The sequence below is a fragment of the Deefgea piscis genome, assembly GCF_019665785.1.
Lineage (GTDB): Bacteria > Pseudomonadota > Gammaproteobacteria > Burkholderiales > Chitinibacteraceae > Deefgea.
Genome location: NZ_CP081149.1, coordinates 406,306 through 429,915 on the forward strand (window position 1 = coordinate 406,306; position 23,610 = coordinate 429,915).

The 23,610-nt window shown below is 50.5% G+C and carries 20 protein-coding genes; 15 read left to right on the top strand and 5 right to left on the bottom strand.

The window, feature by feature from the left end:
- The first annotated feature begins 27 nt into the window (after positions 1-27).
- The 5 genes from K4H25_RS01970 (at position 28) to K4H25_RS01990 (ending at position 5,966) form a co-directional block, all read left to right on the top strand.
- Positions 28-987: a LemA family protein gene (locus tag K4H25_RS01970; protein WP_221021783.1), complete on the top strand. Its 960-nt coding sequence runs from the start codon at positions 28-30 to the stop codon at positions 985-987.
- Between the two features lie 213 nt (positions 988-1,200).
- Positions 1,201-2,544: an esterase-like activity of phytase family protein gene (locus tag K4H25_RS01975; RefSeq protein WP_221021784.1), complete on the top strand. Its 1,344-nt coding sequence runs from the start codon at positions 1,201-1,203 to the stop codon at positions 2,542-2,544.
- Between the two features lie 598 nt (positions 2,545-3,142).
- Complete coding sequence (locus K4H25_RS01980; RefSeq protein ID WP_221021785.1) at positions 3,143-3,481, top strand: hypothetical protein; 339 nt, start codon at positions 3,143-3,145, stop codon at positions 3,479-3,481.
- Between the two features lie 444 nt (positions 3,482-3,925).
- Entirely contained in the window at positions 3,926-4,855 is a 930-nt protein-coding gene (locus K4H25_RS01985; protein WP_221021786.1) for a methylenetetrahydrofolate reductase, read from the top strand.
- 394 nt (positions 4,856-5,249) lie between these two features.
- Complete coding sequence (locus K4H25_RS01990) at positions 5,250-5,966, top strand: sugar isomerase domain-containing protein (RefSeq protein ID WP_221021787.1); 717 nt, start codon at positions 5,250-5,252, stop codon at positions 5,964-5,966.
- A 406-nt stretch (positions 5,967-6,372) separates the two neighbouring features.
- Here K4H25_RS01990 and K4H25_RS01995 read toward each other — a convergent pair whose 3' ends face one another.
- The gene (locus tag K4H25_RS01995; RefSeq protein ID WP_221021788.1) at positions 6,373-6,942 is read right to left on the bottom strand and encodes an isochorismatase family protein; all 570 of its coding nucleotides are present in this window, start codon (positions 6,940-6,942) and stop codon (positions 6,373-6,375) included.
- Between the two features lie 228 nt (positions 6,943-7,170).
- Here K4H25_RS01995 and K4H25_RS02000 point away from each other — a divergent pair, with 228 nt between their 5' ends.
- The 3 genes from K4H25_RS02000 (at position 7,171) to K4H25_RS02010 (ending at position 9,176) form a co-directional block, all read left to right on the top strand.
- On the top strand, positions 7,171-7,887 hold the full coding sequence (locus tag K4H25_RS02000; protein WP_221021789.1) for a PilZ domain-containing protein: 717 nt from the start codon (positions 7,171-7,173) through the stop codon (positions 7,885-7,887).
- A 421-nt stretch (positions 7,888-8,308) separates the two neighbouring features.
- Positions 8,309-8,791 (top strand): PDZ domain-containing protein, encoded by a 483-nt coding sequence (locus K4H25_RS02005; RefSeq protein WP_221021790.1) that lies wholly within the window; start codon positions 8,309-8,311, stop codon positions 8,789-8,791.
- Positions 8,792-8,831: 40 nt separating this feature from the next.
- A complete protein-coding gene (locus K4H25_RS02010) occupies positions 8,832-9,176 on the top strand; it encodes a hypothetical protein (protein WP_221021791.1) in 345 nt (114 codons plus the stop codon).
- 541 nt (positions 9,177-9,717) lie between these two features.
- Here K4H25_RS02010 and K4H25_RS02015 read toward each other — a convergent pair.
- Positions 9,718-10,167, bottom strand: a complete 450-nt coding sequence (locus K4H25_RS02015; protein WP_221021792.1) for a hypothetical protein — start codon at positions 10,165-10,167, stop codon at positions 9,718-9,720.
- Positions 10,168-10,174: 7 nt separating this feature from the next.
- Positions 10,175-10,642 carry a hypothetical protein gene (locus K4H25_RS02020; RefSeq protein ID WP_221021793.1) on the bottom strand — a complete coding sequence of 156 codons (468 nt, stop codon included), beginning with the start codon at positions 10,640-10,642 and terminating at the stop codon, positions 10,175-10,177.
- Between the two features lie 571 nt (positions 10,643-11,213).
- On the opposite strand from K4H25_RS02020, the gene K4H25_RS02025 reads away from it, so the two are divergent.
- Positions 11,214-12,197, top strand: coding sequence for an IS110 family RNA-guided transposase (locus tag K4H25_RS02025; protein ID WP_221021794.1), 984 nt, complete (start codon positions 11,214-11,216; stop codon positions 12,195-12,197).
- 522 nt (positions 12,198-12,719) lie between these two features.
- On the opposite strand, the gene metH is transcribed toward K4H25_RS02025, so the two are convergent.
- The gene (metH, locus tag K4H25_RS02030; protein ID WP_221021795.1) at positions 12,720-16,547 is read right to left on the bottom strand and encodes a methionine synthase; all 3,828 of its coding nucleotides are present in this window, start codon (positions 16,545-16,547) and stop codon (positions 12,720-12,722) included.
- A gap of 196 nt (positions 16,548-16,743) precedes the next feature.
- Here metH and K4H25_RS02035 point away from each other — a divergent pair, with 196 nt between their 5' ends.
- The 3 genes from K4H25_RS02035 (at position 16,744) to fabI (ending at position 18,645) form a co-directional block, all read left to right on the top strand.
- On the top strand, positions 16,744-17,073 hold the full coding sequence (locus K4H25_RS02035) for a hypothetical protein (protein WP_221021796.1): 330 nt from the start codon (positions 16,744-16,746) through the stop codon (positions 17,071-17,073).
- 109 nt (positions 17,074-17,182) lie between these two features.
- Positions 17,183-17,617, top strand: a complete 435-nt coding sequence (locus K4H25_RS02040; protein ID WP_221021797.1) for a hypothetical protein — start codon at positions 17,183-17,185, stop codon at positions 17,615-17,617.
- Between the two features lie 257 nt (positions 17,618-17,874).
- A complete protein-coding gene (fabI, locus tag K4H25_RS02045; protein WP_255587930.1) occupies positions 17,875-18,645 on the top strand; it encodes an enoyl-ACP reductase FabI in 771 nt (256 codons plus the stop codon).
- Positions 18,646-18,745: 100 nt separating this feature from the next.
- On the opposite strand, the gene pta is transcribed toward fabI, so the two are convergent.
- Positions 18,746-20,797: a phosphate acetyltransferase gene (gene pta / locus K4H25_RS02050; RefSeq protein ID WP_221021799.1), complete on the bottom strand. Its 2,052-nt coding sequence runs from the start codon at positions 20,795-20,797 to the stop codon at positions 18,746-18,748.
- A 214-nt stretch (positions 20,798-21,011) separates the two neighbouring features.
- On the opposite strand from pta, the gene K4H25_RS02055 reads away from it, so the two are divergent.
- The 3 genes from K4H25_RS02055 to K4H25_RS02065 are packed head-to-tail and all read left to right on the top strand — an operon-like array spanning position 21,012 to position 23,498.
- Positions 21,012-21,986: a quinone oxidoreductase family protein gene (locus tag K4H25_RS02055; protein WP_221021800.1), complete on the top strand. Its 975-nt coding sequence runs from the start codon at positions 21,012-21,014 to the stop codon at positions 21,984-21,986.
- Positions 21,983-22,558, top strand: a complete 576-nt coding sequence (locus K4H25_RS02060; RefSeq protein WP_221021801.1) for a YqiA/YcfP family alpha/beta fold hydrolase — start codon at positions 21,983-21,985, stop codon at positions 22,556-22,558. Before K4H25_RS02055 ends, K4H25_RS02060 begins: the two co-directional genes overlap by 4 nt.
- 16 nt (positions 22,559-22,574) lie before the next feature.
- The gene (locus tag K4H25_RS02065) at positions 22,575-23,498 is read left to right on the top strand and encodes a Dyp-type peroxidase (protein ID WP_221021802.1); all 924 of its coding nucleotides are present in this window, start codon (positions 22,575-22,577) and stop codon (positions 23,496-23,498) included.
- Positions 23,499-23,610: the final 112 nt, after the last annotated feature.

The window sequence follows — 23,610 nt, forward strand, 5'->3', positions numbered from 1 at the left end:
GAGTCTTTAAAACTAGCCGGGGGTGATATGGAATTTATTTCGAGTGTATTTAGCTTTTTGTTTTGGACTGCTCTGATTTTGGGCGGCTTGGCGCTTTGGTGTTATAACGGCTTACGCAGTAGCGCAGAGAATGTCAAAGAAGCATGGTCAAATATTGGTGTAGTGGCCAAAAAGCAGATTTCCTTAATTAATCAGCTGATTGATGTGGTTAAAAGCTATGAAGACAGCGAAAAACTGGTGATGTTGAAGGTGTCTGAAGATACCAGCCTGACATCGATTCAAAGCATGGTGCATCAATCCAATATTGCGTTAAATACCATGGCGGGCATGGCGCAAAAGTTTCCTGAACTCAAAAGCAATCAACAGTACAACCGCTTGATTGATAGCATTCAACAAGTTGAAGCACAGCTGCATGGCTATCGCGAACAATATAATGCCGTCACCAAACAGTACAATATTGCGCGCGGCAAAATCCCTCACGTGTTTATCTCTAGCCAATTGGGTTTTAAATCCGCCCCCTATCTTGAGTTTAGCGGTGCAGAAGAAGTGCACGATATGGGGGTGCTCAAGTCGATTGGCGGCGATGATGCCGAACGCTTAAATGCTTTGATTGGCTCGGCCAGCGGCAAAATGCTGCAGCTGGGTAAATCGGCTGCTGGTGCTGGGGTGCAAATGAGTAAACAAGCGGCCAATGCGGGCAAACAGCTGCTGGATAAAGGCAGCAGCAAAATCAAAGAAATCACCACCATTGATTATTTTTATCTCGACGCCGAGCGTAAACCGCAAGGCCCGGTGCAGTGGGATGCGCTATTGGCGCTACATGCTGAGCAACAGATTAGCGACGATACTTTGGTATGCAGCAAATCGCCGATGGGCAGTAGCGAATGGCAGAGTTTAAAAACGCTAATCGACGCCGAAACCGCCAATGGCCTGCCGGCAGTGCCCGATTTGCCGCCGATTCCAGACGTAGTAGAAAAAACGCATTAAGCGCTTGAGTATTGCACTGTGCGCCCAGCCGGATTGTATATATATAACAACTCGGTTTGGCGGCGGCCTTTTTAAATAACATCAGCCTGATGCTGCGTGCTGCTATTGCGGCGCAGTGGCTGCGTGTTCAACTGTGCCGACGAACTTGTCATTCAGATGTCATTGAACTGCCTTACTATCGCAATCCATCATTAATTCATTGGCGGGTTTGGCATGTTGAAGTTTTCGCTCATCACTTTATTAATCGCTGGTGCTGCCCATGCCGCACCCTTGTTTGAAATGCAGCAGGTTGATCACCCGGCGATTGCCTCGATTGAGCGCTACACCTTGCAAAGCCCAAGCAAAGAAAACATCGCTTATCACGGTGAATTTGCCAGCGCCTTTCCACAAGGATTTGCCTTTGCGCCGGGCTCTGGCTTGGGATTTAAAAAAATGGATCGCGACGGCACTTTGTATTTTTGGGCGACCGGTGATCGCGGCCCCAATGGTGACTCGCCTAAAGTGCAAGTGGGGGATAAAAAGCGCGAAGCCAAATTCTTTTTGGCGCCTGATTACGCGCCGCGCTTTGCCGAAATCAAAGTTCGCCGCCAGCATTCTGCCGATGTGATCTCGAGCAAGCCGTTTTTAATTGACGGCCAAGTGGCTAGTGGCCTGCCGTTGCCGCAAGGTCGCGTTGGCGCCACCGGCGAAGTGGCACTGAGCGACACGCTCAAAACGCTAGACGCCAGCCCACGCGGTATCGATCCCGAAGGCATTGTGGCCGGCAAAAAAGGCCAATTGTGGGTGGTCGATGAATACGGCCCATTTTTGCTGCAAGTCGATGCCGCCAGCGGCAAAGTGTTAAAGCAACTTGCCCCCGGCGCGGGCTTGCCCGATGTGCTTAAACATCGCCAAGCCAATCGCGGCTTTGAAGCCGTCGCCTTTACGCCCAATGGCAAAGTGTATGCCATGTTGCAATCGACACTGAATATCGACGGCGAAACCAAATCCAGCGCCCAATTTATCCGCCTGGTTGAATTTGACCCAAGCAGCGGCGCAACGCGCACCTTGGCCTACCCATTGGATGTCGACGCGTACAAAAAAACTGGCGACGCCAAAATTGGTGATCTGGTCGCCATCGACAACACGCATTTTGCCTTGATTGAGCAAGGCAAAGGCAAAGATAAACAGCTGCGCAATGTGCTGTATGTGATTGATATCGCCGGTGCCGATACGCTGGCGCCCATCGCTGGCAAAGAGCCGGAATACGCTAGCAAAGCTGATTTAGCCAATGTCAAAATGATCCGCAAACAGCGCGTACTCGATTTGCGCGAATTGGGCTGGCAAGCCGAAAAAGCCGAAGGCCTCGCTCTATATAACGGCGGCATCGCCATCATGAACGACAACGACTTTGGCCTAAAAACCGAACTCGCCAGCGGCAAAGACGTCGATGATGTCGTCATCGACAACGGCCAACTCCCCAACAACGAACGCCTTGTCGTTAAACCGAGCAACGAAGCGACTGAGCTGTGGCTAATCAACCTCAAACAACCCCTGAGCCACTACTACCCAAAGTAAACATATCGCCGACTACCCTCCAAGCTTGGCCCCGCAGATGCGGGGCTTTTTTTATGGGTATTGCTAGCTAGGCTTTGATGATGAAGGTCTATGGTTGGATACATCGATACGCTTGGCGTAGGGCGGCTTAGCCACAGGCATAACCCGCCAATCCGCTGCCAACATCGTCAGTGGCAATCAGCGCGGGTGGATCACCCCAATCCGTCAATCCGGTAGGGTGGAATAAACGAAGTGCATTCCACCTTGATACCCGACGAACTAGTGGAATGCGCGATGCTTATTCCATCCTACTTGCTGCGCAGGTTTAGCCCATGCATGCAGCCATGCCGAATCATTAAAAAAGACTACGCATGGATTCTAAAAGCGGATGTGAGAAACCGCACATGCGATTCAATCTCGTTCAAGCGTTGCTTATGATGCGCTTTCCTAGTCTTACGAAACTCTGAATCGATCGTTATTTCTACGCTGATCGAGTGGGGTCGATTCATTCGATGAATCACGGAGTTTGTTGGCTGGCTGGGCATGAATAATCAGGCGATCAGTGCGATGAAAGTTCGCGCTAGATCGCTGAATCAGTAATCTAATTCGGAGTTAAAGTATGAAATTTATTCAAATCCTCGCGGCTTTATTGGCCACATTCATGCTGACATCGGCGCCCACTTGGGCCGATAGTCGCCAAGATGCACATCGTATTGGTGCCTTTGCTGGCGCGATGAAATATTGCATCGAGCACGATGATGGCCGTGACGGTCGCTATAAAATGGCTCGGTTACGGGCATTTAAAGAAGTCGACGATATGTCGTCGCGGCGTAAACTCGATGCGATTGCTGCGCGTGATTTAGCGTATAACCGAGGCCGTTACTTGGGCCGCAAGCTCGATCGCAATCATTGCCGTCAGTTGGTTGGTGCATCAGAATGGCGTCGATTTTTTAACTAATTAGCGCAAGCGCTATCCCCGTCATCGTTGTTACACCGTAAAGCGGCGGATATAAGCTCGCCGAGCATCCGGAAAAAAAAATAGCCTCGCTGTTGCGAGGCTATTTTTTTATCCATATTGCCCGCGAGGATGATGCGCGGTGATTAGATACATCGATACGCTTGGCGAGCGAATGGTTGGGCGGGCTTAGCCGCAGGCGTAACCCGCCAATCCGGTGGGGCGAAATAAACGAAGTGCATTCCACCTTGCTACTTCACGAACTGGTGAAATGCGCGATGTTTATTCCGCCCTAAGCTTGAAATAAAGGGCGAGGCACGCGGTAAATATTGGGCTGTGTAGGCTTAACCCAACTTACGGTGATGCGCCACATAAGCCGATTAAGATTTTTTGTAATTATTCGGTCAAAACTGCGTAAAATCTCGGCAAACGAATCCGAGTCTACTCATGCCTAATTCACTGCACACCAAAATCGCCCAACGTCAGTCTGGTATCTTGCTGTATGGCATTACGCCGCCCAAGGCCAATAACACGCCGGAAAAAATCGCTGAGATTGCCGCGCTGCAAATTGAGCGCATTGCGCCGCTGGGTTTGGATGGCTTGGTGTTGTATGACATTCAAGACGAGGCCGATCGCACCGATGCAACGCGGCCGTTTCCGTTTATGGCGACGCTCGATCCGCTGGTGTATAGCCGGGATTACCTTGCGGCTTTAGACATGGCCAAAATTGTCTACCGCTGCGTGGGTAAGTATTCGCCTGAGCAATTTGGCGCTGATTTGCTGGCGATGAATGATGGGGTGTCGGTGTTTGTTGGCGCGGCATCTCGCCAGCAGCAGGTGTCGCTCACCGTGGCCCAAGCCTACGCGCTGCGCCGCGAGGTGAATCCCCATCTGCTAGTCGGTGGCGTGGCGATTCCTGAGCGGCATTTGGTCAAAAACGACGAGCATTTGCGCGTGGCGCACAAGGTGACTGAGGGCTGCTCTTTCTTTGTAACGCAATGCGTTTACAACGTTGAGGCGGCGAAGAATTTTTTGTCGGATTACTACTACGCTTGCCAACAAACAGGCACGGCGATGGTGCCGATTATTTTCACCATTACGCCATGTGGCTCAGTGAAAACGCTAGAATTTATGAAGTGGCTAGGGATTAGCATACCCAAATGGCTAGAGAACGACTTGATTCATTCGGGCGATATTTTGGCTAAATCACTGGATGTGTGTAAGGGTATATTCGCCGAGCTTTTGCAATACGCTGCTGAGAAGGGCATACCTGTAGGCTGCAATATTGAGAGCGTTGCCATTCGTAAAGACGAAATCGAAGCTTCATTGCAATTGGTGCGTGATGTGCAGCAGATGTTTCTTGCCACGCGAGCGTAATCGCCAACGGCATTGCGCTGTATGAGTTGTGTTTGGCGTATTGCCGCTTCGCGTCAAATACACCCTACAATTTGCATTTATTGCGAATCAGCCTTGGACTTCGCCATTCAAAAAAAATCGAAAAAGCCTCGCCTGCGCGAGGTTTTTTTTTGGCCCTTATTGGCGAACGATGACGCCAGCAATATTTATTCGCTAGCGACTCAATCTCGCTGAGCGTGGCGCAAAGCCACGGCCTTGGGCGTAGTCTGCAATTTGCGCTCATCAGCAGCTCAAACACGACCCATATGGGTATTACCTTGTAGGCGATGAATAGAGAACGCTGTAGCTTAATACATCTATATTTGATGCTCGGGGCGGCATTGAAACATGGCTGTTTTTACCCGGAGAGGCGCTGATGTTTGACTATATTACCCAGCTGCAAAATCGGATCGAAATGCTGATCGAGCGCAATTTAACGCCGATGCCGTTGGCGGCGCAGTGGTTTGCTGATGCGATTATCGATGACCAAATGATCCATATTCTGGGCACTGGTCATTCGCATATGATCGGTCTAGAAGGCTTTATTCGCGCGGGTGGCTTGGGCAATATCAATGCGGTGCTCGATTCAACGGTGACCACTGCCGATGGCGCATTGCGTAGCTCGGCCTTGGAAAAACTACCGGGCTTGGCGGCGATTTTATGGGCGGAACAGCCAATCGCTGCTGGGGATTTAATTGTGGTGATTTCTAACTCTGGGCGCAATGCGCTGCCGATTGAATTTGCACTACTGGCCAAAGAAAAAGGCCATCGCGTCATCGTGATCACCTCGGTTGAGCAATCTAGCCAAAATCCGAGCCGACATCATTCCGGCCAAAAGCTAATGGACGTCGCGGATTTGCTGCTCGACAACTGCGTGCCGCCGGGCGATGGTTTGTGCGAAGTCAATCAGCAAGTCACCGGCGCGTTCTCGACGATTGCCGGTTGTGTATTGATTAATACCTTGGTGGTCGAATCGCAAAAAATCGCTTTGGCGCAAGGCGTAACTCCGAAGATTTTTTCTAGCCAGAATGTCGATGGCTTTAATAATGACGCGGTGTATCGGCACTTTCGTGGTCGGCTTAAATCCATGTAAATGGGCTTAGGCACAGAGGCGGCAGTGGCGCGTAAATGGTTGCCGTCGAGCAAACGATATAACTTTTATCGCTGATGCACTCGGTGCGCTTGGCGGGTTTTTAAACCCCAGCTCAACGAGCGCGGCATTACATCAACCCAAACCCATTCTGGTTATGATCATGCCCAATATGGGTACTTATACCGATGCGCTTTTTAGCAAAACTCAGCCGCGGGTGCAGGCTAGAGCGCGTATTGCAAGCGGCGACGGATTTGTAATTCGGAGATTTGTCATTCGGATTTTGCTAACTTGAGCTGACGAAAAGCCTCGCATTCGCGAGGCTTTTTGATGGGTATTGCTGGCTAAATATTATGCTAAAAACCTTTAAGCCAGATACCCACTGTGATGATGCTCAGCATGTTGCGGTTTAGGTGAGTAGTGGAAAAGCCACCGCACCTGCTGGTGTTGCCCAGTTTTTAACCAACTCTGCAATCATGGCATTGGTGCTGGTCAGCCGTACGCCTGCAAACTCCATGCGGCGGTATGACATGTCTTCGGCGATGGGATTGGACGAACCGCATGCGTCACAGACGACTTGGACATCGAATCCTTCCTCTTTGGCGCTGATGGCCGGTCCGACCATGCACACATCGGTGGTTACACCGGCCATCACAAAGTTTTTCTTACCGGTATTGCGACAGGCAGCGGCAAAAGCAGGGTCGTCCCAAGCGTTGACGACGCCCTGACGCTTGATGCGTGCCGCGTAGGCTTCGGGTAATGCTTCTTGCAGTTCGGGCATTAACGGGCCTTGCACATTCACGTTGGTTTCTTGGCTAGAGGTGAGGACGACCGGCATATTAGTGCCTGCGGCGAAACGAGCCAGAATCAAGACATTGCGTTGCAGTAGCGCGATCGGCGTCGTACTCGCCCAAGTATTGGTGCCGACTTGATGGTCGATTAGGATGATGGCGGTGTCATCAAGGTTGAATTGTTTCATGGTCTTTTCTCAGCGTGTGGGGACGTTGCAGCTTAGGTAAAGAATATGCAATTACCAACGACCACCGAGCGCTTTGCCATCTCGCGTCGAATTCACGCTGCATCAGGTCATTATTGTTTGCGACTTAAGGCATAGCTTTCTTGCTGCAAGTTGTTGATAAATTAAATATTGTTCTTGTTTTTGCTTACTTTTTGAGTCATCTTTCTGGGGTCGATATGGGAGTTTGCAATGAACCAAATCAATCCAGCAGCAGAAAACACGGTCGAGCTAGACAACGCGCAAAAACTCGCTCTAAACCAGTATTTATTGGACGGTAAAGAGCTGTTTATTAGCCTGCCGCAGACTAATATGATGCCGATTCGCGCTCAGCTACTGCACGTGATTGCCGGGCAAACGCTGCTGATTCGCCCATTGATCAAGTCCGACCAACTCGATATCCGCGTTAAATTAAATGGTGCCGCCACCCTGAGCGTACGGCTGGCCGTACCCAATGGCGTGCTGTGCTTTGAGTCCAAGCTGATCCCCCTGCCGCAGCAGCCGCAATGGACGATCGGTTTGCAATGGCCAGAGCAGATGCGCATCGAACAAAGCCGCCACTTCTCGCGCGTGGCCTTGCACCAAGCGTTGCTGGTTGAGCGCACCGGTGATATGCGCCGCCGCGCCATGCTGCTGAATTTATCTGAACAAGGCATGCAAGTGGAATATCACGCCGCCTTGGGCATGATTGGTGATGAGCTGCATGTATCGCTGGAACTACCCTTTGAGGACGGCGCAATATCGGTTGAGGCCAGCGCGATTATTCGCAGCAAATTCAGCGAAATCAGCGAAGACCATGTGCTGCATGGCTTGGAATTTTGCAATTTAACCGAAGCCGCCAATAACAATATTCAACGCTATATGCAGCAAAGACTAAGCGCCCAAAACGACGCAGTTGCGTGTGTTTAACTTCACCATTTGGGCAAGCCAAACCTGATTTGCCCCAATCCAGCACTCAACAAAAGCCTCGCATTTGCGAGGCTTTTTTGTGGGTATTGCTGGCCAAGCATTGCTCAGCAACACCTGCAAGCAAATACACCGATACGTAGGGTAGCTTATTTAGCCGCGCCCCGAAGCAAGTCCCCTTGGGGGATAAGCCGCCAATCTGATGAGGGAATCACCAGTCGTAATTAGAAAGAATCAAAGGGGTCAGAGTCGATTGATTCCACGGAATACTAGAAATCAATCGACTCTGACCCCATTGATTTTCATTGATCTAAGTAATTGTAGTGGAAAGCGATTTATCTACTTTCTTTTGTTGACAGTAAGATGTTACCTATCGTTATAATTCGATTTTTATAAGGGTAAATACTTAGTCTAGGAAAATGGAATGAAATACAAATTACTGATTGTGCCAATTTGCGTGGCAATTTTAACGGGTTGCATGACCTTTCAAGATGCAATGGTTGCTTCTGATGGAAAAACTTTTAACTGTGAAAGTACTGGCGGTGGCATTGGTCTTGGTGCAATTATTGGAGTGGCTGCTGCTGCCGCATCAAAAGGCATTTGTGTAAATAGCTACGAAAAATTAGGTTATATCAAGGCAACAGAAGCCTCAACGGTGGGCTTAAAACTTGAAGAGAAAGAAGGCAAAGTTTTTATTAAAGAATTAGGCGATGGCGGCGAACTTGAAAAAGTAGGCGTTAAAGAAGGAGATCAATTGCTTAGCGTTAATCAGGATTCGATTAGTACCATTGATGGCGCTAAAAAATCATTTTTTGGCAAGAAAGGAAGTATTGTTAAAGTGGTTTTATTACGTGGAGATGAAGCATTAGAACTAATGGTGCAACGTAATCAATCGGTTAAATTTTAAATTAATTTCAAATTGACTAAGTTTTTTTGGGAGTTACCCTGTGGAAAAAGCAATTGAAAATAAACCACCTTTGTATGGTTTGCTAGTTATGCTTGGTATTTTGGCTTTAATCGTGGGCTGTATCACGACTCTTTATGTTTGGTCGCAGATGGGAATGTGGGCAGGATTGTTCGCGCTGTTTCAAACCGTTGTGCTAGGTGCTGTATTACTTTGTTTTCAATGGATCATTGAAACATTGGGTGGCTTGGATGTGAAGGTTGATAATAATAAAATTGAAAGACAAGGCAATCATCAATCAATAGCTGAAAAAATAAGTGTGCCAAATCATGAAATATTACAAAAACTTTATGATTTGGAAAACCATATTAAGCAACTAAAGGTTTGACCGAAAATTTAAAAATATCGCGTTCGGTGTAATAACGTGGGGCGCTGATAGCTACGTGAATCGCGCCGTTGCGATGCTTATCTGCGGCGTATTCGGCGCAATTCGCTGCGCTCATTGACGCCCTACGAAATCGATGTATTTTCTTGCAAGCCTTTATCTACAACACCTAGAGAACAATACATCGATTTAAAACCAAACCTCGTTGAGCTGTGCGAGATCCCGTGTAGCAAGCCGAGCGAGGAACAAGCGGGGCGGGGTTTTTGCGATCATTGTTTGAGGCCGTAGGCCGAGTTTTGATCGCAACCGCCTCGATTGTCCGCAGCGAGGGAATCCGACGAAGTCGGACGCAGATACTAGGGCGGATTTCTTTTGCTTACTTTTCTTGGCCGCTCAAGAAAAGTAAGTGCCGCGCGGCATTAGCGCGACTCCCTACGCAATATCACCACTCATTCAGATAAAACAAAAAAGCCTCGCATCCGCGAGGCTTTTTTTGGCAAGGCAAGGCAAGGCATAGCGGCAACACGCCGCGTGGCATGGCGATTTAAGGCATTTCTGGGTGCTCAAGCAGTTGCAGCAGCAAATTGAGCTCGACTTTAAATGATTTACAGATCTGCTTACCGAGAAGATTTGACGTGTCGGGGGCGATTTCGCAGGCGGCTTTGGGGACAAAAAAGTCGATCCAAGCTTCAATTTGCCAATGGTATTCTTGGTGGCAGATTCGCAGTTGTGGCGTGGGGCTGAGCGGATTGAGCATGTTTTGTTGTAATAAAATTTCGCCAGCTGGCGTACGCCTGGCGGTGTAATCATGCGCCTGACACCAGCGCTCTAGGCGGGCGCCAAAATCATCGTGCAGCATGATTTTAAATACACTACGCGCTTTGCAGCCGCGTAGTGCCAGCCGTAGCCCAGCTAAGGTCGCCCAGACCACCAGCGGCAGCAGGGCAATGACCAGCAAAATATTCAAAATGGCAAATAGATCGATTTCGGGCATATTGCGCCTAGGGCAGTAGTGGCAAATTGAGCGTTTTGAGTAGGCGGTTAAATTCCAGCCGGTGGGTATTGAGTAAGCGCATTGGCAGAATTTCTATTTTGCTATCGCCTGAGCCTAGCGGATGTAAGGCGTGCTCATCCAGCGCTAGTTCGCCGCTGATTACGCCTGATTTGAACTGGACATAAGCTTGCAGCTGCCACTCCCAAGCCGTGCCACTCTGGAATACCTCTATGCGTGGCGCGCCATACCAAAGACAAGATCCCCGCTGATAGCAGCGCCGCGTGCTGCTGCTAGAGTACAAGGTATAACCATAACGCTTACACCAATGCTCAATAATCGATAGCGACGCAGTGGCGTGCGGCAGATCAAACGTGCAGCGCGAGCGCCGCCGCGATGCACACCACGTTCGCCCAGCTAGATTGAGCCAAAACAGCACGCTTACCAGACTAAAGAGCAGTAGATAGGTCTTGATCATGGCGGGGTCGATTGAGGGCAACATCAGCAATACCGTCCAGCACACTTTGAAAATGGGGTTTTTTTATGAATTTGGCTTTGCCAGCATGCGGCGGTTTATCTTTTGGGAGCTGTGCTTGCGCCGTCGCTTACATGGCGCAGCAAATCAGGTGCGTGCTAGCGTTTATTCGATTCGGGCAGCCATGTTTTCCCTTATCGATCCATATGCAGTGTGCCATTAGTTTTGTAAGGTCAGCAAGTCAGATGGCATTGTTGCAGGGTTTATGCTGCGAAACCGACATCAGCAATGTAGGGTGGAATAAACGAAGTGCATTCCACCATGCCAGCCGCCGAGCCGGTGGAATGCGCGAAGCTTATTCCACCCTTGTATCTTTCTCTCCGTGGTGGTTAGCTACTACCACACGAGGCGAAGTGAGTTTGGTTCCACCCTTAAGGCATTGACCTTGTTTTGTAGATTAAACCCTTCGCCTCACTTCTTTCGCCAAATCAGACACTGAACGGTAGCCAAGGGCTTTGACCCTGTATGCACAAGGCAAGTGGGCGAATTAGGCATTTTTACAGGAAGAATCTTCATGTTTTATCTCGGTATTGATGTTGCTAAAGCTAAACTCGATTGTTACTTGTTAACTCAACTTGACCCACTCAAAGGCAAGGCCAAGGTCGTACCCAATACCGCCAAAGGCCTTGCTGATTTGCTGGCTTGGCTGACTAAAAATCACATTCCGCATGACCAGCTGCACGTCTCAATGGAGGCCACTGGCGTGTATCACGAACTGGCCGCCACACTACTGCATGATGCAGGCGTTTGCGTCTCGATTGCCAATCCCGCACAAGTGAAGCATTTCGGCCAAGGCCTCGCGGTGCGTACCAAAACCGATGGCGTTGATAGCCAAGTTCTGGCGCGTTATTGCGCAATGATTAAGCCTGCTGCGTGGCTGCCACCTCCGCCTGAAGCCCGCATTCTAAAAGGACTTCTGGCTCGCCGCGAAGCGATTTTGCAAGACTTACTCCGCGAAAAAAATCGGCAAGAAAAAGCCGAATCTACGGTGACGACCGAGCTGATTCATCAATCGATTAACGACAGTATTGTCTTTCTAAATGCTCAGCTCAAAAAGCTACAAAGCCAAATCGACGACCATATCGACCGTCATCCTGGCCTGAAAAACGACCTCAATTTACTGCAAACCATCCCAGCAATCGGCCCACAAAGTGGCACGCAATTATTGGCGGTGATGCATACGCATCAATTCAATACGGCCGAACAATTGTCGGCCTATTTGGGCTTGGTGCCCGTCGAGCGGCAATCGGGGTCATCGATTCTTGGGCGCGCCAAACTGTCTAAAGCTGGTCCTGCAAAGGTTCGTGCCGTGCTCTACATGGCTGCCATCGTCGCCACCAAATACAACCCCCACGTCAAAGCCTTATTTGAGCGTTTGCTTGCCCGAGGCAAGAGCAAAATGTCGGCGCTCGGTGCTTGCATGCGCAAATTAGTTCACCTGTGCTTCGGCGTACTGAAAACCCAGAAAAAGTATCAAGCTGAGTACCAAAATGCTTGACCGGCAAGACAGTATCTACTTGCTGATTACAATTTGTGATATCGGAATCGGATTGGCGGGTTACGCCTTCGGCTAACCCGCCCTACGAAATCGATGTATTTGCTTGCAAGCCTTTATCTACAATACCTAGAGAACAATACATCGATTTAAAACCAAACCTCGTTGAGCTGCGCGAGATCCCGTGTAGCAAGCCGAGTGAGGAACAAGCGGGGCGGGGTTTTTGCGATCATTGTTTGAGGCCGCAGGCCGAGTTTTGATCGCAACCGCCTCGATTGTCCGCAGCGAGGGGACGGGCGTAGCCCGCGCAGATACTCGGGTCGCCTTTAGCTTCGCAGAAACTGCGCCTTCGGCTTGTTTTCTTTTGCTTACTTTTCTTTTGGCGAAGCAAAGAAAGGTGGGTGCCGCGCGGCATGAGCGCGACTCCCTACGCAATATCACCACTCATTCAGAAGAAACAAAAAAGCCTCGCATCCGCGAGGCTTTTTGATGGGTATTGCTTGCTAACTAATGTTCAACAAAACCTTAAGCCACATACCCCAAGTTTGGCGCTAAGTCGCGCTCGGCTTGCACTAAGCTCACGCCGCGGCGTTGGGCGTAATCTTCGACTTGGTCCAGCGTGATTTTACCGACGCCAAAGTAGCGCGATTCTGGGTGGCTAAAGTAAAAACCACTCACCGCTGCGGTTGGCAGCATGGCGTAGCCCTCAGTCAGCGTCATGCCGATGTTCGGGGCGTTGAGCACTTTGAATAAATCGACTTTTGGCGTGTGGTCAGGGCAGGCAGGGTAGCCCGGCGCTGGACGCACGCCGACGTATTTTTCGTCGATTAAATCATCGTTGCTGAGCGCTTCATCTTTGGCGTAGCCCCAGAGTTCGGTGCGAACGCGGTAGTGCATGTGTTCGGCAAAGGCTTCGGCAAAACGGTCCGCCAGCGATTTAAGCAAGATGGCGTTGTAGTCGTCGTTGGCGTCTTCAAAGGCTTTGACTGGCGCGTCGATGCCGATGCCGCCGGTGACGGCAAAGGCGCCGATATAGTCTTGCACGCCGCTTTCTTTGGGGGCGATAAAGTCGGCCAAGCACCAGTTGGGTTTGATTTCACCGGTTTTGGGTTTGGGTAATTGCTGGCGCAGATTGTGCCAGGTCATGATGGGCTTGCGCTCGGCGGCGGCTTGGTCGGCAGCTTGGTCGACTGAAGTCGACCCTACGGTACTTGGATCGTAGAGTTCGATGTCATCGTGATTGACGCTGTTTGCTGGGAAAAAGCCAATCACGCCAGCAGCGGCAATCCATTTTTCATCGACGATTTTTTTCAGCATCGCTTTGGCGTCGGCATACAAGCTGCGCGCGGCTTCGCCGACGATTTCGTCTTGCAAGATAGCCGGGTAGCGACCGTGTAATTCCCAGCTTTGAAAGAACGGCGTCCAGTCGATAAAGGGCTCGATATCGCTCAAGCTATAGTCGGTATATTCACGCACGCCAAGAAAGCTAGGCTTTGGCGGGGTATACGTTGACCAGTCGGGGCTAAATTTATGCGCGCGCGCCTCGCTCAAGCTAATCAATTTGGTGCGATCTTTGCTTTCAAAAATCTCGCGCGCCTTGGTGTATTCGGCTTTAACGCCAGCCACAAACGCTGGCTTTAAATCATCGCTCAGTAGATTCGAGCACACGCCCACCGCGCGGCTAGCGTCGGCAACGTAGATGACTTGGTCGTTTTGATAATGCGGCTCGATTTTGACTGCGGTATGCACTTTGGAGGTGGTGGCGCCGCCAATCAACAGCGGAATCGTAAAGCCTTGGCGCTGCATTTCTTTGGCCACATGGCTCATTTCTTCCAAACTTGGCGTAATCAGCCCCGATAGGCCGATGATGTCGGCGTTGATTTCGCGCGCGGTATCGAGGATTTTTTGCGCCGGCACCATCACGCCCAAGTCGGTGACTTGGTAGTTATTACAGCGCAGCACCACGGCGACGATATTTTTGCCAATGTCGTGTACGTCGCCTTTGACGGTGGCCATGACAATCACGCCTTTGGCGGGTTCGTCTTGCAGGCCGAGGGCGATTTTTTCGGCTTCGATAAATGGCTCTAAATGCGCCACGGCGGCTTTCATTACGCGCGCGGCTTTCACCACTTGTGGCAAGAACATTTTACCGGCGCCAAACAAATCACCGACTACGTTCATGCCGGTCATTAAATGACCTTCGATCACATGAATCGGGCGCTCAACCGAAACGCGAGCGGCTTCCGTGTCTTCGATAATAAACGTGGTAATGCCTTTGACCAGCGAATGGGTAATGCGCTCTTGCAGCGGCAATTCGCGCCAGCTTAAGTCTTCGCCTTTGGCCACATTGGCGTCGCCTTTAAACGATTCAGCCAGCGTAATCAGCGCCTCGGTCGCGGCTAGGCAATCGAAGGCTTGGTCGGCTGAGGCCGACCCTTCGGTTGCCGTTGTAGGTCCGACTTTAGTCGGACTATTTCGCATTAACACGACTGATTCAATCGCATCGCGCAGCGTTGGTGCCACTTCGTCGTAGGTTTCGAGCGCGCCAGCGTTGACGATACCCATCGTCATGCCTTTGGCAATGGCGTGGTACAGGAATACAGCGTGAATCGCTTCACGTACTTTGTTATTGCCACGGAACGAGAACGATACGTTCGATACGCCGCCGCTGATTTTGGCGTGCGGCAGATTGTGCTTAATCCAGCCGGTGGCTTCGATAAAATCAAGGCCGTAGCGTGCGTGTTCGTCGATACCGGTGGCGACGGCAAAAATATTTGGGTCAAAAATAATATCGGCAGGGTGAAAGCCAATCTCGTCGACCAAGATGCGGTAGGATTTTTCGCAAATTTCAATTTTGCGCGCATAGGTGTCGGCTTGGCCTAGCTCGTCAAACGCCATAACGATGACGGCTGCGCCGTACATTTTGAGCAATTTGGCTTGCTCAATAAATTTGGCCACGCCTTCTTTCATCGAGATTGAATTGACGATGCATTTGCCCTGCACGCATTTAAGGCCCGCTTCGATGACTTCCCATTTGGACGAGTCGATCATGATCGGTACGCGGCTAATATCGGGCTCGGCAGCAATCAGGTTAAGGAAGGTGACCATCGCCTTGTGGGCGTCGAGCATGCCCTCGTCCATATTAATGTCGATAATCTGCGCGCCGTTGACCACTTGTTGCCGTGCCACATCGAGCGCGGCGGTATAGTCGCCAGCTAAAATCAAGCGCGCAAAGGCTTTTGAACCGGTGACATTGGTGCGCTCGCCCACGTTCACAAATAAATCATGGTCGCCAATATTAAATGGCTCTAAACCAGAGAGCCGGCATTTGGCTTCGATGCTGGGTTTTTTGCGCGGTGGCAAGTCTTTTACCGCTTGATACATCGCGGCAATATGCTCGGGCGTAGTGCCGCAGCAGCCGCCGATAATATTGGCAAAGCCCGATTCGGCCCATTCGCGAATGTCGACAGCCATCATGGCGGGGTCAAGATCGTAGCCAGTTGGTGCTAGTGGATTGGGCAGGCCGGCGTTGGCGTGCACTGACACATAGCAGTCCGAAATCCGGCTCATTTCTTCGACATACGGGCGCAGCAAATCGGGGCCCAGCGCGCAGTTCAGACCAAATGAGATCGGGTCGGCGTGGCGCAGCGAATTATAAAAAGCTTCGGTGGTTTGCCCGGTCAGCGTGCGGCCCGATTGATCGGTAATGGTGCCGGAAATCATAATCGGCAATTCTTCGAGCTCGGGGCGATCAGCGAAGTATTTCTTAATCGCAAACACCGCCGCTTTGGCGTTGAGCGTATCAAAAATGGTTTCCACCAATAAAATATCCGCGCCACCTTGCACCAAGCCATCGATGGCTTCGAGATAGGTTTCGACCAGCGCATCAAACGTCACATTACGAAAGCCTGGATCGTTGACATCGGGAGAGATCGAGCAGGTGCGGCTGGTTGGGCCGAGTACGCCAGCGCAAAAGCGCGGTTTTTCTGGGGTTTTGGCCGTTTGCGCCACGCATAGGTCTTTGACCAATTTGGCGGCAGCAAAATTGAGCTCCCAGACTAATTCTTGCATCTCATAATCGGCCATCGCAATCGCGGTGCCGTTAAAGCTATTGGTTTCGATAATATCCGCGCCGGCATCAAGGTAGGCTTGGTGAATATCGCTAATGATCTGCGGCTGAGTCAGCACGAGTAAATCGTTATTGCCTTTAACGTCGGTATGCCAATCGGCAAAACGCGTGCCACGGTATTGCGCTTCATCGAGCTTATATTGCTGGATCATCGTCCCCATGCCGCCATCCAAAATTAGGATGCGTTGTTCAAGTAAGCTTTGCAGTTGCGCGAAACGAGTCATGAATGAATCCAAAAAAATAAGGCGATGAACCTGACACTTTACCATGCAAAAGCGAGCTTGCCTTACCACTAACCGCGATTTTACGCAGCAAAAGGTGACTATTTTGGTAAAAATGCCGCGCTAGAGCGGACTTAATGCATTTTTTATTGCGATAGAGCGGCATAAGCTAAGCGTATGATTTAGTGGAGTTCTTCCTATGCCGCGTGCCATTGCTATGCCCACCCTGAAAGTGCCGAATGTGTCACGGGTGCATCCTTTGCAGGCGCGTACTCAAGCGGCGGATTCTCACGCTTGGCAGGCAGAAATCGCTGCGGCAAAGCAGCGCTCAACACCCAATCGGGTCTTGGCAGCGCAGCGTACTGAATTACAGATCAAACCGATTAGCACTTTTCCGCATTTATCCTCGATGCTGATTCAGCAAATGCTGCCAAGTCGTGGGCTATCGCAAGCTCGCATGATGGCTTATCAAGCGGTTGCTGACGATGAATCCACAGAAGTTGGTCAGCTAGTTGATTTATTGGCTTAATTTCTGATTTCACCTGCTATCGGCTAAGACGTGTGATTGCCATATTCGGCTGGCGATGACGCAGCTATGCTGCAGCATATTGGTTTTACGGTGGCGCATGATGTCTGAGATGATGGTTTCTCGCACTAATCCTTTAGCTCGCGCAGCCAATGGCATGAATAATGCCGCTGCGGCCATGCTTGAGCTGCAAAAGTCCAAGCAATCTGACTCCTCCAATCAGCCCGAGCAATTGGATTTAGCATCGGGCCGCAGCGCAGAAAAACCACCGGTAGATGCGGTGTCGATTTCGGATGCTGCGAAGAAAAAGCAGTCCGAAGACGCCGAACAAGTCACCGAGCAAGTCACTAGTAGCCAACAAACACCGAACCCAGCACCGCCAGCTCCGCCAGCAGCGGCGGCAAAAGCGGCCGAGCTCGCGAGCGAGCCGGTAGAAAAACCCGCCAATTCACGACCCGCCGCAGCGGCTGCCGCTCAATATGCGCAGCAACAAGCTAGCGCCAATGCCCAACCCAGCTCCGCACCCAATATCAGCGAAACCGCTTAAATCAGACTGACTGCTACAGATCGATCGGCGATCATCGGATTGATCGCGTGCGTACGCGCTCAATTGCGCTATTTTTTTGCTTTGCCGCAAGGCGATAGCGCTTCTTGGCCTTGTTAGTAAAAAAGCGCGTATCGGCGCTTTAAGCATGCGAGTATGATTTTTGCTCAAGCGCGTCGGGCTTGGTTTGGCATTTTATCGACGTAGGAACGTGGATTTTTTTTCGGCAAGCGAAGTGGCTTGTATTGATGGAGAAAGTAATGACGGCAGGTTCTTTAGCAGGAAAAGTAGCGCTGGTAATGGGTATTGCCAACGAAGATTCAATTGCCTATGGCGTCGCCAAAGCGTTAAAAGCACGTGGTGCTGAATTGATTTTGACGTATCAAACCGAAAAAACGCTGAAGTATATTCAGCCCATCATCGATGAATTGCAGCCCGGCATCGTTCAGTTGTGTGATGTGCAAGATGAGGCGGCAATGGCGGCGGTGTTTGCAGCGATTGCGCAAAAATATGCGCATCTTGATATTGCGGTGCATTCGATTGCTTTCGCGCAAAAAGAAGATTTGCATGGCCGCGTAGTCGATAGCTCGGCGGCTGGTTTTGCCTTGGCAATGGATGTGTCTTGTCATTCGTTTATCCGCATGGCGCATCGCGCCGAGGCTTTAATGGATAGAGGCGGCACGTTATTGGCAATGAGCTATTACGGCGCGGAAAAAGTCGTTCCCAATTACGGCATGATGGGGCCGGTGAAAGCCGCACTGGAAAGCTCGGTGCGCTATATGGCGAGCGAGCTTGGCCCGAAAAAAATCCGCGTGCACGCGGTGTCTCCCGGCCCAGTTAAAACCCGTGCCGCCAGTGGCATTCGTGAGTTTGATTTGTTGATTAGCAATGGCGCAGGTAGCGCACCACTGCGTGAATTGCCAGGGATTGATGACGTTGGCGAGGCGTGCGCCTTTTTGTGTGAAGAAGGCGCTGCGCGGATGACGGGCAGTACTTTGTATATTGATGGCGGGATGAATATCCTCGCTTGATGGCTTATCGCGTGTTTTGCTGCCATAAAAAAATACCCCAGTTTAAGCTGGGGTATTTTTATGCAAGCCATTATATATAATGGCTAGACGCACATACTGTTTAGCCTAGCATTTGCTCGGCTTGAATAGCAGTCAATGCAATCGTGAACACGATATCGTCTACCAAAGCACCACGCGACAAGTCATTCACTGGTTTACGTAAGCCTTGCAACATTGGGCCAACGCTGACTACATCGGCACTACGTTGTACCGCTTTATACGTGGTATTACCGGTATTCAAATCAGGGAAGACAAACACTGTGGCTTGACCCGCAACCTGACTACCCGGTGCTTTTTGCTGACCGACTTCAAGTACTGATGCCGCATCATATTGCAAAGGACCATCAATCATCAGTTGTGGATGGCGCGCTTTGGCGATTTCAGTCGCGCTGCGTACTTTGTCCACATCGACACCGGTACCTGATTGACCCGTTGAGTAGCTAATCATTGCTACTTTTGGATCAATACCAAAGGCTTTGGCTGAGTAAGCACTTTGTGCCGCGATTTCGGCCAATTGATCAGCATCTGGGTTTGGATTTACCGCGCAATCGCCGTAAACCAAGACTTGTTCTGGCATCAGCATAAAGAATACTGAAGATACAATCGACGAGCCCGGTGCCGTTTTGATCAATTGCAAGGCAGGACGAATGGTATTGGCGGTGGTATGGATTGCACCTGAAACCAAGCCATCGACTTCATCAATCGCCAACATCATGGTACCGAGTACCACATTGTCTTCGAGTTGACGCAACGCTTGGATCTCAGTGAGACCTTTGCTCTTACGCAATTCAACCATTGGTGCTACGTATTGTGCGCGGATTTCTTCTGGATCAAGAATTTCCAGTGAAGCCGGTAAAGTCAAACCTTGTGAGGCAGCAATGCCTTCAATCACGCTGCGATTACCGAGCAATACACAGCGAGCGATGCCTTTTTCTTCACAAGCAATCGCGGCATTAATCGTGCGTGGCTCTTCGCCTTCTGGCAAGACAATGCGTTTATTGGCGTTACGCGCTTTTTGAATTAACTGGTAGCGGAACGCTGGCGGGCTTAAGTGATGCGCGCCTTTGGTTTGTACGCCAACATGCAAAGCGTCGCTATCGAGTTGTTCGGCGACTGAATTCATCACCAAGCTCATCCGATCTTTGTCGTCCGCTGGCACGGCAGTCGGTACTTGGCTAATCGCCAGTGCGGTACTAAAGCTGTCGCCTTCGGTACGCAATACTGGAATACCGGTGTGGAAGGCCATTTCAGTAAAGGCGCGGACGGTTTCGTTCAATTCGGTATTGTGCGTCAAGATCAAGCCGGCCAATTGCACGCCGTTGCTGGCCGCTAAGGCGGTGGCCAAAATCACATCATCACGATCGCCCGAGCTGACAATCAACGCGCCGGGTTTCAGGCGGCGAATGACTTCAGGTACGGCGCGAGCGGCAACCACAGTTTCGGCTACGCGGCGCTTGGTGAGTTCACCTTTAACAATGATCTCGGCATTTAAATGCAAAGCGACGTCAATCGTGCGCGGGGCAAGTAGTTTTGAATCAAATTGCACTACGCCCCAGATTTTGAGCTCGCCGATTTCGGCTTGTAGCGCGGCTTTATCAAAGTCGGCTGGCGCTTTATTGAGAATCACGCCACCGACTTGTACGCCTTCATTGCGAAATTGACGTTCGGCGATTTTGATTTCTTCGCTAATGTTTTTTTCACTAGCGTCGCTCACCAAAATCACCGTGGCTTGCAAGCCCAGTGCCATTTCGGTATTCAATTGGGTGGTAAAAGGATTGCTTGGATCGGGGTGCAAACCTTCAACGACTAACACATCAGCATCTTTGCCGGCGGCCATGCTCATGGTGATGATTTCTTCGAGCAGATCATCGGTTTCATCGATTGAAACTTGTTCAATTGCGTAGTTGGCTGGCAAGGCATCCGGCACGTCAAGCTGGCAAATTTGGCGGGCAAAATGCGTTGAGCGTTCAACATCGCAAACATTGCGATCTTGAGCAACCGGTTTAACAAAACCGACTTTAAGGCCTTGATTTTGCAGGCAACGGACCACGCCTAAAGTGACTGAAGTCAGGCCGACATTTAAGCGAGTTGGAGCGATAAAAAATGTTTGCATTGGAGAAACCTAAGTCTAGTGCACCCGTAACAAGGGCAGATCGCGTGACTATAACGCGGCTAAGGTTTTCTTTATATGACACAACTCTATTTTTGATGAATTTATTCGCGGTACTTTTCCCAAATTACTTTGTGTAATGCTTACCTTTTGCCTCACTTTCTCCAGCACGGTTGAGCTTGCTAGAATAAGATAGAAGATCAATAAGGAGATACGAATGCAAACCGTGCGAATTGAAATCGAGCAGCAAGGTGGTCCAGAGGTCATGCAGTTGCGAACGGCTCAATTGCCGCCGCCCGGTGCGGGTGAAGTATTGCTAAAACATTCAGCGATTGGTCTTAATTTTATTGACACCTATCACCGCAGTGGCTTGTATCCAGTGAGTTTGCCGTCGGGATTGGGTTTAGAGGCTTGCGGCGTGATCGAGGCATTGGGCCACGGGGTGCATGATTTAAAAGTGGGTGATCGAGTGGCTTACGCCGGTGGCGCGGTGGGGGCGTATTCGACGTATCGAATTGTGGCGGCAGATAAATTAGTGTTGGTGCCCGATGGTGTTTCGGATGAAGTCGCCGCCGCCACCTTACTGCGTGGTATGACGGCGCAATATTTATTAAAACGCACTTTCCCGGTGCAAGCCGGGCAAACGATTGTGTTTCATGCTGCAGCTGGCGGCGTGGGGCAGATTGCTTGCCAATGGGCGCAAGCACTCGGTGTGCGCGTGATTGGTACCGTAGGCTCGGCAGCTAAAGCCAAAATGGCTGCGGCTTGGTGTGATCATGTGCTGGATTACAACGACGCCACTTGGCCGCAGCAGGTGCGGGATTTAACCGAAGGGCTAGGTGTGCCGGTGGTGTATGACGGCGTGGGCGCCGCGACTTTTGAAGGCTCGCTCGATTGCTTGGCATTGCGTGGCATGTTGGTGAGTTTTGGTAATGCATCGGGGGCGGTACCAAGTTTTAATCCGGGCATTTTGGCGCAAAAAGGCTCTTTATTTTTAACTCGACCGACCTTGGGGCATTACACCGCCAATCGCGGTGAATTGGTTGAAACAGCGCAAGATTATTTTATGGCGCTAGCGCAGCATCGCATCGTGCCTGAAATTGGGCAGCGCTATGCTTTGGCGGATGTGCAGCAAGCACACCGTGATTTAGAGTCGCGTAACACCACCGGATCGACCGTACTTATCCCATGAAGCTGATTTTTTTGCATGGATTTTTATCCAGCCCGCTATCGCAAAAAGCGCAAGATACGGCGCAATGGATGCGCGAGCAAGGGCTGGGCGAAAGCTTTATTTGCCCAACCATTCCGATGGAACCGGTGGCGGCAGCCCAGATGTTGCGCGACTTACTCACGCCGCTCAATGGCGACTTTTGTTTAGTAGGTAGTTCTTTAGGTGGTTTTTTTGCCACATGGGCGGTGGAGACGTTGGGTGGGCGGGCAGTGTTGGTGAACCCTGCAGTGCAGCCTTATCACTTGATTGATCAATATTTGGGTGAGCAAAAAAACTACCAAACTGGTGAAATTCACCATATAGATGATGATTTTGCTGATAAACTTTGTCAGCTTGAGCGCCGGCCAACTGACTTAAATCGCTATTGGCTGCTCACGCAAACCGCCGATGAAGTACTCGATTATCGAGATGCTGTGCAATGGTATACCGGCTGCCGACAAAATATCATTTCTGGGGGTGACCATAGCTTTGTGGATTACCCTCAGTGGTTAGCTCAAATTTGGGCCTTTGCCAATCAAGGCCCGACTCATTAGATAGAAAAGGAATGGCGTGTCTACACCACAAAGTGGCATTCTGCCCCCACCATCCAGTCATGGTTTATTTTTATTATTTCGCCGCCGCTTAGGTCGTCGCGCCGATGCAGAATTAAAGCAATTTTTTGCCAAGCTACCGATTAAATCTGATGAACTGGCAGCTGCGAATCCTGATGCGGCGTTTTATTCAGTCGTGGGCTTGGGGGCTGAAATGTGGCCTGAGTTTTATGCTGAGAGTAAACCGGCGCAATTGCGTAGTTTTCCGCGAATTGCCGGTGCCATTCATCCCGCGCCAGTGACTGCGGCCGATGTGATTTTGCATTTACGCGCCGAGCGCTACGATGTTTTGCACGAATTTGCCAATATGGTGGTGCAAGGCACCAGCCAGTGCCTTGATGTGATTGATACCACGCATGCATTTCGCTACCAAGATAAGCGTGATTTAACCGGTTTTATCGATGGCACCGAAAATCCAGAAGATGACGAGCGTAGCGAAGTCGCCTTAGTTGCAGCCGAAGACGCCGATTGGGCCGGTGGCAGTTATTTGCATGTGCAACGCTATGTGCATCGCTTAGATACGTGGCATAAATTACCGGTTAAACAGCAAGAGGCGGTGATTGGTCGCACCAAGGCCGATAGCACTGAAATGTCGGATGAAGACAAACCGCTGACTGCGCATATTAGCCGAGTGGTGATTGAGGAAGACGGCGAAGAATTGGCGATTTTGCGTCATTCTTTACCGTACGGCACGCCGGGTGGTGACCAAGGTTTGTATTTTGCTTCGTATTGCAAAACACCGACTCATTTTGAAAAAATGCTGGCCAAAATGATCGCTCCGACTCTGGATGGTCGCGTGGATCATTTACTCAATTTTAGTCGTGCCGTGACCGGCGCCGCGTTTTTTGTTCCAAGTCGCGAGGCTTTAGCGCGTTTGGTTTAATGTGAGTCGATGGATAAAAAAGCCGCGCATATGAATAGCGCGGCTTTTTTATTGGACTGACTTGAGTGGCTGTGTCGTTGGGTATCTTAATGCAGTCTTTTTTAATAAAGGC

Coding starts and splice junctions, on each gene's coding strand:
- metH (WP_221021795.1), bottom strand. CDS start 16,547: ATGACTCGTTTCGCGCAACTGCAAAGCTTACTTGAACAACGCATCCTA.
- K4H25_RS02025 (WP_221021794.1), top strand. CDS start 11,214: ATGTTTTATCTCGGTATTGATGTTGCTAAAGCTAAACTCGATTGTTAC.
- fabI (WP_255587930.1), top strand. CDS start 17,875: ATGACGGCAGGTTCTTTAGCAGGAAAAGTAGCGCTGGTAATGGGTATT.
- K4H25_RS02020 (WP_221021793.1), bottom strand. CDS start 10,642: ATGATCAAGACCTATCTACTGCTCTTTAGTCTGGTAAGCGTGCTGTTT.
- K4H25_RS02035 (WP_221021796.1), top strand. CDS start 16,744: ATGCCGCGTGCCATTGCTATGCCCACCCTGAAAGTGCCGAATGTGTCA.
- K4H25_RS01970 (WP_221021783.1), top strand. CDS start 28: ATGGAATTTATTTCGAGTGTATTTAGCTTTTTGTTTTGGACTGCTCTG.
- K4H25_RS01995 (WP_221021788.1), bottom strand. CDS start 6,942: ATGAAACAATTCAACCTTGATGACACCGCCATCATCCTAATCGACCAT.
- pta (WP_221021799.1), bottom strand. CDS start 20,797: ATGCAAACATTTTTTATCGCTCCAACTCGCTTAAATGTCGGCCTGACT.
- K4H25_RS02040 (WP_221021797.1), top strand. CDS start 17,183: ATGATGGTTTCTCGCACTAATCCTTTAGCTCGCGCAGCCAATGGCATG.
- K4H25_RS01990 (WP_221021787.1), top strand. CDS start 5,250: ATGTTTGACTATATTACCCAGCTGCAAAATCGGATCGAAATGCTGATC.
- K4H25_RS02060 (WP_221021801.1), top strand. CDS start 21,983: ATGAAGCTGATTTTTTTGCATGGATTTTTATCCAGCCCGCTATCGCAA.
- K4H25_RS01975 (WP_221021784.1), top strand. CDS start 1,201: ATGTTGAAGTTTTCGCTCATCACTTTATTAATCGCTGGTGCTGCCCAT.
- K4H25_RS02015 (WP_221021792.1), bottom strand. CDS start 10,167: ATGCCCGAAATCGATCTATTTGCCATTTTGAATATTTTGCTGGTCATT.
- K4H25_RS02055 (WP_221021800.1), top strand. CDS start 21,012: ATGCAAACCGTGCGAATTGAAATCGAGCAGCAAGGTGGTCCAGAGGTC.
- K4H25_RS02000 (WP_221021789.1), top strand. CDS start 7,171: ATGAACCAAATCAATCCAGCAGCAGAAAACACGGTCGAGCTAGACAAC.
- K4H25_RS01980 (WP_221021785.1), top strand. CDS start 3,143: ATGAAATTTATTCAAATCCTCGCGGCTTTATTGGCCACATTCATGCTG.
- K4H25_RS01985 (WP_221021786.1), top strand. CDS start 3,926: ATGCCTAATTCACTGCACACCAAAATCGCCCAACGTCAGTCTGGTATC.
- K4H25_RS02005 (WP_221021790.1), top strand. CDS start 8,309: ATGAAATACAAATTACTGATTGTGCCAATTTGCGTGGCAATTTTAACG.